This window comes from Anoxynatronum buryatiense (assembly GCF_900182905.1).
Taxonomy (GTDB): Bacteria; Bacillota; Clostridia; order Peptostreptococcales; family Tindalliaceae; genus Anoxynatronum; species Anoxynatronum buryatiense.
This window is the reverse complement of record NZ_FXUF01000006.1, coordinates 101967-115881: the sequence shown is the minus strand read 5'-3', so window position 1 is coordinate 115881 and position 13915 is coordinate 101967. Positions and strand designations below refer to the sequence as shown.

Annotated in this window: 6 protein-coding genes; all 6 read right to left on the bottom strand. The window is 56.2% G+C overall.

Annotation, left to right across the window (positions count from 1 at the left end; translation table 11 throughout):
- Positions 1 to 134 precede the first annotated feature (134 nt).
- The 6 genes from QOL74_RS09630 to QOL74_RS09605 all read right to left on the bottom strand — a co-directional run bounded on the left by QOL74_RS09630 (position 135) and on the right by QOL74_RS09605 (position 13715).
- Positions 135 to 1658 carry a S41 family peptidase gene (locus QOL74_RS09630; RefSeq protein WP_283409259.1) on the bottom strand — a complete coding sequence of 508 codons (1524 nt, stop codon included), beginning with the start codon at positions 1656 to 1658 and terminating at the stop codon, positions 135 to 137.
- 215 nt (positions 1659 to 1873) lie between these two features.
- A complete protein-coding gene (locus QOL74_RS09625) occupies positions 1874 to 3448 on the bottom strand; it encodes an S-layer homology domain-containing protein (protein WP_283409258.1) in 1575 nt (524 codons plus the stop codon).
- Positions 3449 to 3544: 96 nt separating this feature from the next.
- Positions 3545 to 3934: a HEPN domain-containing protein gene (locus QOL74_RS09620; RefSeq protein WP_283409257.1), complete on the bottom strand. Its 390-nt coding sequence runs from the start codon at positions 3932 to 3934 to the stop codon at positions 3545 to 3547.
- Positions 3918 to 4232, bottom strand: a complete 315-nt coding sequence (locus QOL74_RS09615; RefSeq protein WP_283409256.1) for a nucleotidyltransferase domain-containing protein — start codon at positions 4230 to 4232, stop codon at positions 3918 to 3920. Before QOL74_RS09615 ends, QOL74_RS09620 begins: the two co-directional genes overlap by 17 nt.
- Before the next feature lie 117 nt (positions 4233 to 4349).
- Positions 4350 to 7187, bottom strand: coding sequence for an S-layer homology domain-containing protein (locus QOL74_RS09610; RefSeq protein WP_283409255.1), 2838 nt, complete (start codon positions 7185 to 7187; stop codon positions 4350 to 4352).
- Positions 7188 to 7229: 42 nt separating this feature from the next.
- Positions 7230 to 13715, bottom strand: coding sequence for an IPT/TIG domain-containing protein (locus QOL74_RS09605; protein WP_283409254.1), 6486 nt, complete (start codon positions 13713 to 13715; stop codon positions 7230 to 7232).
- Between the last annotated feature and the right edge of the window lie 200 nt (positions 13716 to 13915).

The following is a 13915-nucleotide window of genomic DNA, read 5'->3' as shown; positions in this document are numbered from 1 at the left end:
TGCCAGCATGTCGGGGTCGATACGTCTCAGAAGTTTTTACAATATGCTTATTTTATCAGATGACCAGGCAAAAGAAAACCGCCTGCCGCAGTTTTTTTGAAAACCGGGAAGGCGGAAGGATGTTGACGGGTGGGTTATTGGTTCACCGCCGGGCTGCCAAAGGGGATGGGTTCCACCCCCATATGGGATGACCGGTTACCCCGGAGATAATAAAGGGCGGTGGTGAGCTGCATGTCTTGCTCGGGGGCCAGCAGCCATGAAATGTAGGTTCTTTGAAGGCGGCGCTGGGTGGAGAAGTCAAGCACGCCGTAGGGGAACAGGCCCTGATCTTCCTGAAAAGCCTTCACGGCCTCCTGGGTGCTGGTGCCAAAGGCGCCGGCGGGGTCGGTGATGGAATAGCCCATGTTGCGCAGCCGCTGCTGGGCGGCGGCGATATCTTCTCCCTGCTCTCCCAAAAGGGGCTTGCGATTGATTTCAAGGGGAAGGAGTTTTTCAGGGTCGTGATTGGGGTGAAAACGGAGCATGTTGATGGCCGGGTTAATACCCATGCCGTCAATGGTGGCGTAGTCGGGGCTCAGGTAAATGGCCTCGGTTAGCTTGAAGCCGGCACCTGAGGGCAGTGGGTACAGCCGCTGCACCGAACCTTTACCGTAGGTGGGTTCTCCCACAATAATACCGTTGCCCCTGTCTTTAAAGGCGGCGGCAAAAATTTCAGCGGCACTGGCACTGTTTTCATCCACCAGCACGACGATGTTTTCAAAGGGTTCTTCTCCTAAATAGGAGGAATAGGTGATGCTGCCCTCACGATAGAACACATGGACAACGGGGCCCCGGGGAATAAAGAGCCGGCTGAATTCCACGCCTTCCATCAGAAGGCCGCCGGGGTTGCCCCGGAGGTCGATGATCAGCTTGGTGATGCCGGAAGCGCGGAAATCATCAATGGCTTTTTGGGTATACTCAGTGGTGTGATCGCTGAACTGGCGCACCTCCAGATAGCCGATCATGCCGTCAAACACCCGGTCGCGGACGCTTGAAACCACAATCTGCTGTCGGGTGATACTGAAAACCACAGGACTGTCATGACCTGCCCGGCGAATGTAAAGACGCACCTCGGTGCCGGCGGGGCCTTTGATGAGGCGGACGGCGTCATCCACCGTGAGGCCCTCCAGGCTTTTGCCGTCGACGGCCACAATCTGATCGCCGGGGAGAAGGCCGGCTTTTTCGGCGGGGCTGTCGGGCATGGGCTCAGCGATGATGATGCGGTCGCCGTCTTCCATAATATAGGCACCGATGCCTTCGAACTCGCCGCTGTATTCTTCCATCAGCTCCTGCATGTACCAGTCGGGCAGGTAGTAGCTGTTTTCATCCAGCAGGGCGGCCAGGGAATCCACGGTGATGGTTTCCAGCTTGGCAGGGTCGATGTCGATGACGTAGTTTTCCAGAATCACCTGGCGAATAAGGGCCTGGTCTTCCCTGGAAATGGTTTCGTTCAGGGGATTTGCAAAGGCGGCCAGGGGGAAGATTCCTGTCAGCAGCAAGGTGATTGCCAGTGTCAGTAACAGCATTCTTCTGCCTGTGATTTGATTGGTCGTTTCAGCAGGACGCAGGGGAGCCGGTGTTTTTGATAGGGGGAAAAATCCCGTAAATGGTTTCTGCATGGCGGTCACATCCTTCGCAAATTCAATGCTTTTTTCATACTTACCCATCTTACCATACAATGTATACGTTTAGATGCCGAAAATAGTTTCAATTAATTGTCATTTTTTCTTTTTTATAGAAGAAATAATGGTGATCTATGATCATACGCGTGAGTATATTGATTGCAAGTATATTAAAAACCGAGCCATGGGATGCCTTCCCCGGCTCGGTTCTTTTAATAATTCAGCACACGTTCCCGATAGTCGTAGCGCAGCTGGGTGCGCAGGTAGTCGATGAAGTCGTCGAGAAGAATGGCGGTATCGGCCTTGGTCATTTCCCGCTGGGGCTGGAAGTAGCCGGAAACATCGCGCACCAGGCCCAGCTCCCGGGAGAGGTAGGCGGCGTTGCGGGCCCACAGGGGAATGGCGGTATCGTCCAGGTAACCGGTGCCGTACTGCTGAATGGGTGCCAGGTGCTCGAAGCCCAGGGCCTTGATCAGAATGGTCATGGCTTCTGCCCGGGTGATGGTGGCATCGGGGTAGAAGCGAACGTTGGTGGACTCGGGGCGGGGCTCGGTGCCCAGGGGAATGTAGAGGTCTACATCCACGCCGGCCATGAGGCCTTTGGTGTAGGCGGTTTCAATGTAGGTGCGGTAGGGGTGGTCTTGCCCCACGTCGGTGAACAGGGACTCCTGGCGGTCGGCCCGCTGGAAGGAAGACCGGCGCTCAGGTACGGTGGCTTCGTTCACGTATCCCAGTGAAACGGTGAGGGCCCGGGCAAATTCGGCCCGGCTGATGGGCAGGTCGGGGCCAAAGGTGGTGGTGCTGGTGGGGAATGCCCCGGTACTGGCCAGAAAACGAATGGCTTCTTCGGCGTAATGGCCGTTGATGTCCCGCATTTCAGGAATGTGCTGCATCTGGTTGGTGGGGTTGGTATCAAGGGTGAAACTGCCGGTGCCCAGATTTCGCTGGTTGGTGGCGCCGCCGTTGCCGTTGAAGCGGGGCAGGTCGTAGGCATATTTCAGCACGTTTTCTTCCTGCTCGGTGAGGCGGTAGGCTCCCCGAAAGCTGATTTGGGTGGGGATGTTCAGCTCGAAGTGAGGGCTGATGGTACGGTTATGGGAGACCTGCACCTGGGCGGTTCCCTGCCAGCGCACCTGGTCGTTTCCGGTGCCGGTTTCGTAGTCGATGTAGTGTACCAGGGTCTGGGTGTCGATGGTGCTCCAGTGTTGATCATAGCCCACCCGGCTGCCCCGGGTTTCCACAATCACCCGGCCTTCGTTACCGTTGATGGTGTAATATTTGCGGCCGTCCCAGTTGCCGGCAAAATAGGTGGCGGCGGGCTTTGCGTGGAAGACGGTGGACTGGCTCCACTGGTTGCTCCGCTCATCGGACTGGTAAGTGGCACCTTCGGCGGTGATGGTTTCCCGAAACCGGGTGAGACGGAAAGTTTCTGTCTTCTGGTCGTTGCCGTTTTCGGTGACGTCCCGCTCAAGGGTGACGTTGCGGGTCATGGTGACGGTGCCTTCCCGGTTGGTCATGTTTCGGTAGTTATAGGTAACACGGCCGGCCCTGTCGGAGATGGCGATGTCGCCCTCAAGGAGCACCGGCTCGCCGGTGATAAAAACCATTTCCCGGTAAATACGGGGGTCTTGAATGCCGCCTTCGTAGCCGGGAATTTCAAGATTGGAGAAGGTGGTGCCAAAGGCAGTGAGGGGAAAAGCGGAAAGCAAGAGAGCGATCATGAAAACGTATGTGATGAAACTCCTTTGAATGGTGCACTTCTTTAAAGACTTATGTAATGAGTGCATGAAAAAGCCTCCTTTTGATCAGATGTCTAAGAAGTCTATCGGCAAAAGGAGGCGCTCATTAAAGGGGATCGCTTATTTTTTTCTCGTTCATTCGCTTCAACGGTTTACTTTTTCATGTATGAAAGCCTTCATTTCCAGTGCAATCCGAATACTTTCCTGCACTTCACTTTGCTGAACTTCCATGGGATCGTCGGATGGGTACCTGGTTTCAATATAAAAGTCGTTCACATAGGCACAGTCTTTCAGGTATTGAGCAAACTCAGCATCAATCGCCGCTGCTTTCTTACACAGCTTAATGAGACTGTGTCCCTGATGCAGAAAACCACTGGCATAGATCAGGTAGCCTTTCAAATACTTCTCAATGGCCTGCTGGCAGTGGAAGCAAATAATGCCATAATCCCCTTCATACTCCAGTAATATTTCAGCACCTTTGAGATCTTTATCTCCTTTTATCAGCCAATCCTGATAATTAGTGGAATCGACCACTCAGATTCACCCCTTCCCGATAAATAATGTTGGCGAATCGCGCGGGATCATTTTTATACTTCTCCCATTGCTGGGGTGTATAAATCACAATATCCAGATCAACTTCCTGCTGAATCTCCATGTGAATGCGACGCTTCAATGCCCGTTTATCGTCCACATCAATCACCAGGCACAGGTCAATGTCACTGTTGCGGCTAATGGTGCCTTTGGCGTAGGACCCAAACAGGTACATGGCTGCCGGTTTAAATCGTCTGCTGATTTTTCTGGCAATAGCCTCAATCTCTGCTGTCATGATCATTGGCCGTTCACCTCCTGCACCTGGTCATTTCTCTTCTTACTTCTTACTTCTTACTTCTTGCTATTTACTACTTACTACTGATTCTTTATATCACTATTATACCACGAAAAATCGTGTTTACTGCTCTATAACCACCACATAAGCGGTGTCGGCGGTGGAGCTGGTTTTGTTTTTGATGACGAAGGCCCGGGCGCCGCTGCGGATGCGCCAGATTTCCTCTGAAGTGAGGGGCTGGTCGTTGAGCAGGATCACGGCCTTGTTGGCGGCCAGGGTTTCGGTTCCGGCAGTGCTTTCCCAGCGGCCGTTGAGAGCGTTCCAGGTGCGCAGGCCGGTCATGGTGAAGGTGCCGGCGGCAGTGTCGATGCCGGAGATGGTGCCCATGGCGCTGTGTTCTGTCTGTATGTTGCCGTCTTCGTACACGCTGTAGGGGGCCAGATTGATGGCCAGCACTTCCTGAAGGGTTTCGCTGCCAAAAGTGGTTTCCCTCACCAGGAAGTAGGCGGTCTTATCGTAGTAGAACCGGTTCTCAATGCGCTTACGCAGCTCTGCATCTTCAATATCCTGGGGATCAATGAACCGGGTGCTGAGGAACACCTGAGGATCAATGGCCAGCTGCAGATCGCTGTCGTAGATCAGCGTGTCTTCGCTAAAAGAGGCACGTCGGGCGGTGCGCAGGGGCTGCCAGCGGTAGTTGGCCAGCTGGAGGTAATCCAGTTGGTAGCCCAGGCGACCCATATCCACCTGATAGTCGTAGATGTCCTGAAGGCGTGCCAGGTACAGCATGAGGCGGGTGCCTCCGGGGCGGGGCTCCAGGGTATCCTGATCAAGAATGGTGATGAGGCCGGCTTCCCGGCCGCTGCCGGAAAGGGAGGCCAGCATGTAAATGCTCTGCTGTTCTGCCAGGTTCAGGCGGTCCACCAGCCGGTTGTTATGCACCACGATGGTGCCGGCATGGAAGGCAAAGCTGTTGTAATCTGCCTGGAGCTGTTCGGTGGCAAATTCCAGCCGGTCGATGCGGGTGTCGTAAATCTGAGTGCTGCCATTCTGCAATTGCAGCTTGGCGATGCGGGGCACACCGTAGCTCTGCTCGGCGGCGGCGTACACCTGGCTGCCGGTCATGCGGGAAAGCTGCTGCAGGGTGAGGGCCTGGGCACCGCTGTAAAGCTGGTTGTTTTCGGCTTTGTACCGCACCAGCTGGTCGCCGTGGGGTACCCAGCGGTTGTTTTCCATGCGGGTGATGTCTTTGAGAATCACCTCACCGGCCCGGAGATCAACAGAATCGATGGTGCCCCGAATCAGGTCAGTGATATGGCGCTCGGCGTCTTCCACCCGGAGGGTGGCAATTTCAGGGCTGTAAATATCATCAAAGAGGAGGATCACTCGGTCGCCGTTCTTAATTTCAAAGGGTTGGGCCATGCGGCCTTCCCGTTCGATACGGGTGAGGGAGGTGATCTGGTAGGTTTCCCGGTTGCCACTGGGCATAGCGGTAATTTCAACGGAATTGCCGTCGTAGCTGAGCACATCCCCCACCTTGAAGCGGCTTTCAGGGGGAATGTAGCCGTGAAGGGCGGGATCTTCCTCCAGAAAAGCGTCGATGCGGGTGATCTCAGTGGCTCCGGTGACGCTGCTGCGGGCACGGGCGGCGGTGATTTCGATGCCGTAGGGCAGGCCCTGCAGAGAAGACGGCTGGCCATTGATGGTCACCGGCAGGCCTGACCGGGCGGTGAGCTGATGCTCCAGCCCGTTGAAGTCCCTTATTTTCAACATATTGGTTCCCGGGTCAATGTTTTCCAAAAACCCGGTGAGGGGGGTGGCGGCTTCTGCCTGGCTGGTGCCGGAGGCCAGCACCATGAGACGGGCGGTGCCGTCGGGGTTATGGTACCAGCGGACATCATCGCCCACATATACCTGACTGGACAGGGTATAGGTGGTGTTGCGCAGTACCAGCAGGTCTGCCTGGGGAGTGGCGTGAATCAGTGCGGCGGTGCCGTTGTGATTTTTCACGCTGATCTGCCGGGTGACATCGCCGGCCCCGGTGCCGGTGGTGATGGGGGTGATTTCTTCCACATGGCCGGTTTGGCGGGTGATGCCCTGAAAATCAATCCATGCAGGAATGGCCTTGTGCATGACAGCGGCCATTTGGGCCCGGGTCATGGAGGCATCGGGGGCAAAGGTGGTGGGACTGGTGCCGCTGAGATAGCCTGCCTGAAGCACCGCCTCAATAAAGGGGCGGTTGGCCTGGTCGATAGCACTGGCATCGGTGAACCGGTTCAGCTCCGGTGTCATTCCCGGGGCCACCGGTTCCAGATTGATGGTGCGGGCCAGCCACACACTCACTTGCTGACGGCTGGCAGGGCGGCCCCAGGCGGTTCGGGTGGTGAGCTGCTGCCGCAGGGCGTTTTCCAGCTCGGTGAGTTCGGGAGATGTGAGTTCACTCATCACATAGGGCTGCACCTGGTCATTGACACTTCGTTCCAGGGCATCGGCTTCCGCCGGGGTGAGCTGGTTGATGGTGTCGGCTTCGGCAGCGGTGAGAATTCCCTGCTGCTGGGCCAGGGTGACCACTGCCTGACGGGCGGCATCGGCATCGTTGGAGAGGTTCACTCCCGCCACATTCACCGGGGCCTGGGCAGCCCGCTGTTCACGGAGTGCCTCGTCAAGTCCCCGGGCTTTCAGCAGAATGGTGAGGGCATCCCCATAGGAAAGGGACTGGTCGGGGGAAAACCGGTTGTTGCCGGTGCCCCGCAGGAGCCCCAGGCCGGCAATTTCCAAAATGGCAGGGGCGCCCCAGTGATTGTTGATGTCATTGAACTGCAGTTCCTGCGCCATTTGGGCGGCACCGGCCATGCCCCGGTACTGGGGGGCCGAGGTGAAGGGGGTGTTGGCCGCCACTGGGCTCAGGGAGGTGATGAGCAGGGTCATGATGAGGATAAAGGCGCTCACGTGTCTTTTCATTGGTTAACTCCTCGAATCTGAATTTGTGGTACGGGCATTCATCTACCGGTTGCTGATGAGCTGGTAAATGCCGGATTCCCGGAAGGTGGCGGTGGTGCTGCCCACGCTGTTGAACTTGTGGCTGGCGGGGTCGTAGACCATAAGGGCGGTGTTGGTGGTGCTGCTGCCCTGGTAGACTCCGGTGTTGAGAGCGATGGTCAGGCTGGCGTTGCCCAGCAGGCGGGGCAGGTTTTGTTCATTGCGCCCGGCCCGCAGGTTGAAGCCCACGCCGTAGGCCCCCGAAGCTCTTCGCTGGGTGCGGGTGACGGCAGAGGTCATGGCGGTGGCTTCCTGCCCTTCCAGCCGCTTCAGCTGCACCTGCACCACCGCGTCTTTTTGCTGGTCGCTGCTGAGGCCGCTCACTTCCCGGGTCAGAAGATGACTGGGAGTGATGGTGAGGGAAGCGCTGCCGTCGGTGATGCGCACCGGTCGGTTCATGGTGCCGAGGGCACTGACGGGGAAGGCCACGACAAAGTCGTTCTGCCGGCTGTACTGGGCGCCGGAGAAATCGATGACATAGGGGGTGGTGCCGGCGGGGATTTCGCGGCTTCCCACGGTGCGTACCACCCGGCTGCCGGCAATTTCTTCTTTGCCTTTGGTTTCCAGTTCTTCCTGCTGACGATCAAGTTCTTCGATTTTTTCACCCAGCTTGGGGTCATCCCGCAAACTGAAGGTGCGGGTGCTGGCTTCGGCAGTTTCAATGGCGCTGCCGTAACGGTTCAGGGCACGCACCCGGAAATCGTACCGGGTGTCTGGCTCAAGGCCGCGCACCAGGAAGTCCGCCTCTTGGGTGTCACCCAGGTAGGTAAACTGGGCATCGCTGCTTTTCTTGCCGTAGACTTCAAAACGGTCGGAAGCGTTGAGTACTTCCGGCCCTGACTGGGACCATACCAGCTGTACGCTGGATTCGGCCCCGGGGATGGCTTCCAGCACCAGAGGTTTATCCGGCACGGGAATGGCGTAGTCAAAATCACTGTAGGGGTCTGACAAGCCGCCGTCAGGGTTGATGATGATCAGGTCATCGTTCTGGAGATCCAGCACTTCGGGGAAGCGGAGGACCATCACGTTTTCACTGGTGACATTCACTGTGGAGGCAGGCACGCCGCCCACCACGCTGAAGTAGAGGTTGTTGCCGTTGTCGTCAACGCCCCGCACCCCTTCGCCGTGGACAGTCTCCCCGGCAGGCTCCTGGCCCTTGCGAATCAGGCGGCCTCCCAGAATTACTTTGGCGCCGGAGATGAACATTTCACCGGTGACGGTAACGTCACTCTCACCATCATTGGCAAAAATGCGGGCCGGATCCATGGTGGCGATGTTGGGCTGGCTGATATATCGGAACTGACCCGGTGGCAGACTCAGCTCACCATCGGGGTTTTCCACCCGCACATTGACATTGCCAAAGGTATTCCCTGCAGGGGCGGTCACTTTAATCTGACGGTAATCCACATATTCCAGGTTGCCGGAACCATCTTCCACCCTTGCTTCTCCAAAGAAGACATTGAGGGGGTTCTGTTCATAGCCTTCCATGGTTTTTCGGAAATCATTCCCTGTGAGGGTGATTCGGGTGCCGCCGGTGACAGGACCTTCTGCCGGTGTAATGGTATCGAGGCGGGGATCGGATTCACCTTTGGTAATTTCAATATAAATGGGCGTGGGTTCTGCCCTGTCGGAGGTGGCAGAGCCGCCGTCCACATTGGTCACTACCCCCCGGTAAAGGCTTCCCACCGTATTTTCAGGGAGAGAGGGCATGGTGAAGGTGAGGCGGTTGGGCAGGTTGTAGGTGATGTCCTGCGGTCCGATATTCACCACATCGCCGATGTTGATGCGGGCATCTTCCCGAAAATCGGTTCCCAAGATGCTGATGACATTGCCGCCGCGCAGGGATACTTTCTGCACCCTGATTTCCCCATAACCTTCCCGCTGCTCCACCAGAGGATCCCGGCCTTCACGGGTGATGTTGGTGATCACCGGGCGGCTGTCGGGGGTAATGTACACAAAGTCACGGCTGGCGGTGCCGCCGTCGGGGTTCACCACTGACAATCTAACGGTGCCGGTGGTGTAATAGGCGGGCATGGTGGCCACCAGGTGCCTGGGGGTGCGGTAAAGCACTTCCGGCGCGTAGCCGCCCTCGACAAAGAGCCGGTTTTCCCGCACTTCAAAACGAATCAGCTCCCGGTAGGGATAGGCTTCGCCGCTATTGTTGGTGAGGTGTGTGGTATCGATATAGACCGTCTCGCCGGACTGGAAACCCCGGTATTCATGATTGTAGGTGGTGCCCCGGTCGACGATGCTGACTTCCAGCGTGCCGGTGCCTCCGGCATCGTACCGGGCGGTGACTTCTCCCGCCAGCCGAACGGTGGCCCTTCCGCTGCGAATGACCCCGGAATTTTCGTCTTCACGGGGAAGGTTCTTGTTCGTGCGCTGGCCCACACGAACCATTGCCTTATTTTGGTTGGTGAGCCGCTGGGAGGCGCCATTGGTTCCATCGGTATCCATCAACAGGGTAATGAGGCTTTCTTCAAAGCCCTGCCCCAGAATTTCCACCAGCGTCCCTCCCCGGCGATCAGCCCGGTCAGGGTTGACGCTGGTGATGGCTGGCTGAGAACTGTCGAAGGTAAAGCTCAGGGTGTTGGAAATACCGGAGTCGTTGTTCACCACATAGACAGGGACGGCACCTGCGTTGGGGCCTACCACCACCTGCAGGTAGGTGGGTGAAAAGACCACAATTTCAGCTTCCTGATTGCCAAAGTAAATCTGGGGATAAAGCTCATCCAGCAACACTTGGTACTGGTCGTTGTAAAGGGATGTGCCTTTGTTGTCCGGGTCGGCATTCAGGGTTTCGGTGATGTTGCCGTCTTCATCCCGGATATTGCGGAAGTCACGGAAATCAAAGCCGAAAATCTCCACCACATACCTGCCGGCGGCAGAGCCGCTGACGGGAGAAATGCTGTCAATTCTGGGATTGCTGGTGGGCACCACATAGGTGTATCCAAAAAGATCCACACTGTAGTCTTCGGTTCCTCCGGCAGTGCGCCGGGTGCGCTGAACAGTGATGGGCTTGTTGAAATCCACGTGGAAGGTGCCGCCGTCAGGGTTCACCAGCACCAGGGGTACGGTGACACGGTCGGTTCCCTTGTCCCGGATATTTTCGTAGAAAGCAGGTACTTTGATGCGAATTTCCTGACCGTTGGGTGAAACCACCACATCGGCGGCGGGCACCTGCTGGGCACCGACAAACACCTTGGTTTTGCTGGTGCCGGTATCCACAAATCCGGTTTCCACATCGAGGGTGTCATCCAGTTTCAGATTCACCAGATTGCCGCCGGCTTCCGGCCCAATTTCCGGTACGATGTCTCTAATGGCGGGAATGGTTCTGGGTTCAGGATAATAATAGAAGGCATTGGTGAGACGGGCTTCCTTGGTATCGGGATTCACCACAGCCACATCATACAAGCCGGCACCTGTCCAGGGTGCTATTCCCATATTGGGAACGCGAATGTTGAGGGTGCTGCCGTCAATATAGGTGACCCGGTTGCCGGTGATGGTGTCGAACCCATCCACCTGGCTGACAAAGTAGGGGGTATAGGCCCTTAATGTCTTGCCGTCGAAAGACAGTACGCCTTTGGTGCTCTGGGTGATATTGTAGGTGTTCGTGCCGGAAACAGCCTGAAAATTGCCGCCGTTTCGGCGAATCTGGTAGCGCAGACCCAGTCCATCTTCAATCCAGTAGCGGTTTTGCACATCCCGGATCAGACGGTAGAATTTTCGGGAAGTTTCATTATAGAAAATCACACTTTCAAAACCTTCACCGGCTCGCCATTGGCCGGTATCAGCGCTATAGATAAACACATGGTCTTTCAGGGTTCGGTCAGGAGCAGCCCCCTCATGGTAGGGCGTAAGCGCAACCCGGTTTCCTTCCCGGTTATAGGTATTGATGTCGTGTGCCCCCATGAAAAAACGGGTGCCAATGAGCCGGTTCATGATAAAGACGTCGATGTTGTTCAGATCTGTCACCCGCACGGTGGGGTCCGGTCGCAGAAAATTGCTTCCCTGTACGGTCACCAGGGTTCCCTCAGTGCCTTCTGTGGGCGCAATGCGGGTGAGGCGTGGTTCGGTAAAGGTGGTGGTATAGGTGAAGGGGTAGGTGGCCAGGCCGCCCTCCGGATTCACCACCTGCAGCTGGGTTTCACCGGCCCGGTTGCCTGCAGGAGCGGTGAAATCAATGGTTTCTGCGTCACCGGAAACAGTGATGCCGGGGACAAGACGCCCTTCAATAAAGACCTGGGTTCCCGGCCGGAAGTTGGAGCCGGTGATGCGAACGGGAACGCCCCCTTCAAGGGACACCAGGTTGGGAATAACGCTGATAATTCTGGGAAAATCATTTTCTCCGATTTCCCGGAACTCGACTTTTTCGGGGAAGTTGATGAAAAAAGCATCGTCAGGGAACTCCCCGCTGCCCCGCCGTGGGTTGAGAATCGCAATGGAACGGTCGTTTCGTTCAATGACCTCAAAACCCTCTGAACCTGCCCGTAAGCGAATCACCAGGGTGTTGCCGGTTTCGTTGTTGCCAATGCCGTCCACCAGCGTGCTGCCCCTCAGCACCTGAAAACTCTCGGGCACATAAACACCAGGCGCGCCCGGCGCCGCATTGGGGTCGATGACCATTTGTCCCAGGCGCACCTTGGGATAATTCACCTGCTCCTGCCCGCCGGACATGTAGCGGGTGACCAGAAAACCATCTCCCCGGATTACCAGCATCAGCTCTTCAAGACTGCTGTGAAGATAGTCATTATCGCCCAGCCGTTCGATGGGGATGATGCGGGGAATGACCTCTTCCACCTGGGGAGCTTCAGTGGAGGGAATAAACGTGAATTTGCCGTCGGAAATGACAATCTGTTCAATGACCAGCTGGGTTTCATTCACGTCATCAAGGGTGATGGTGGTGAGGACTTCAACTGATACCGGCACTTCCCGGGGCTGGGTGATGGTGTAGGTTTCTGTCATCACTTTAAACGTGTTGTCCCGCTGAGCGCCGGTACCTGATTGGGGTGTGAAGTCATAAATGCGCAGCGTATTGTCAATGACCACCTGGAAACTGCGTTCCACACTTTTTACTGGCGCAAGAATGCCACCCAGGTTAATGACCGGGCTGGCGCTGGCTTCAGGAATATATTCCACTGTCAGTTCCGATAATCCGGTTGAGGGAATGGCCGGCACCACCATTTCCTGCACCGGGTAATCCAAGCCGTCAATGTTCAATCGGCTGAAAAAGCCGCCGGTAATAGTGACTTCTGTGGGCTGGAGAGACGGCGCCGATGCCGGTGAAAAGTTGTCGATCACCGGGCTGTCCTGAATGCTGATCACCCGGTACTGCTGGTTCATCACATAACGGGAATCGGTGTTACCCCGGGGTGTGAGCACCACGTAATAGGCTCTCCCGGCATCCACGTTGGGAACGGTCACCGTATAGATCCAGTCTCCGTTGGCCTGGGGCGCCGGGTTACTGACAAAGCCGGCCCGGTTGGCGGGAGTGAGCAGGGTAAGGTTGGTCAGGTCTTCCACAAAATACACGTCATATCCGTTGGCAGGCATCTGATTGTTCCAAGTAAAACGCACCCGGCTGCCCACTTCGCCCAAGGTGGGGAACATGGTCATCCCATCGAGATTCAGTGGCGTGATGACACGAACGGCATCCACATAGTTGTAAAGATTACGCAGTGAGTTGCTGGTGGTTAATCGCTGAAGAGACCGTTCCACGGTAATGGTGAGCAGCCCGCCGGGAAAACTGTTGCCGGGAGCGGCCTGAAGACCAACCTGGCTGTTGGTCAGGGTCAGCCCTGCAGGATAATCGGGGTCTGCTGCATCATCATTGGTCCACACCCGGGCGACGGCCCCGCCCACGCGAACTATATAACCGGCGGATGAGTTGGCCAGATCTTTCACATTGGCATCACGACCACTGACAATGATCACATCTTCACCAGTCACCAGGGGATTCACTACCCCGGTGATTTCGGGTATTCCTTCAGAAACATTGTTGTATTCCAGGGTTTCGGTGGTGTTGTCGGGTCTTTGAAAACGTACCTGCACCTGGCGCAAACCGCTGAAGTTGTCGGGTATTGTTGCCTGTGCCAGAGAACCAAAAACAGTCAGCTGATTTGCCGGCACATTGTACAGCCCGGCAACATCGTCAAAAACACCCATGGTGTGACCGGTGATTCCCGTACCGGAAAATCCGCCGTCCTGAACAGTGACCCGCTTCAGCACCCGGATGAAATTTTCATAGTTATTGGTGATGGTGAGAATGGGCTGGGTGAGTTCCTGGGCAGATGCCGAAGTGACACCGGCACCGCTGCCTGGTTCCAAGGGCAAAAACGTCACAAAAAACGCCACCAAAAGCATCCAGGCAATGGCCCGGCGGGGCGTGTGACGGTATTGCTTGTGGGGAGGGCTGGAGTGCTTTCGGTGGAAAGTGGCGGGTGTGTGCATGGGTTAATTCCTCCATTTGACTGATATGGTTGACAGATGATAACGCGCATTTCAAGTGAAACGAATCTCATCAGACTGGGTGAGTTTCCCTTGATAAGGTGATCGGACTGATGGATGGATGTATGATCGACAGGATGTTTTTACGCTCGTTTGGTGATGTGATCTCTCCCTCATTTTTCATGAGAGGAAAAGTGGCTACA

Excerpts from the sequence above, each read along its gene's own strand:
- QOL74_RS09625 (WP_283409258.1), bottom strand. The coding sequence starts at position 3,448 with ATGCACTCATTACATAAGTCTTTAAAGAAGTGCACCATTCAAAGGAGT.
- QOL74_RS09610 (WP_283409255.1), bottom strand. The coding sequence starts at position 7,187 with ATGAAAAGACACGTGAGCGCCTTTATCCTCATCATGACCCTGCTCATC.
- QOL74_RS09615 (WP_283409256.1), bottom strand. The coding sequence starts at position 4,232 with ATGATCATGACAGCAGAGATTGAGGCTATTGCCAGAAAAATCAGCAGA.
- QOL74_RS09605 (WP_283409254.1), bottom strand. The coding sequence starts at position 13,715 with ATGCACACACCCGCCACTTTCCACCGAAAGCACTCCAGCCCTCCCCAC.
- QOL74_RS09630 (WP_283409259.1), bottom strand. The coding sequence starts at position 1,658 with ATGCAGAAACCATTTACGGGATTTTTCCCCCTATCAAAAACACCGGCT.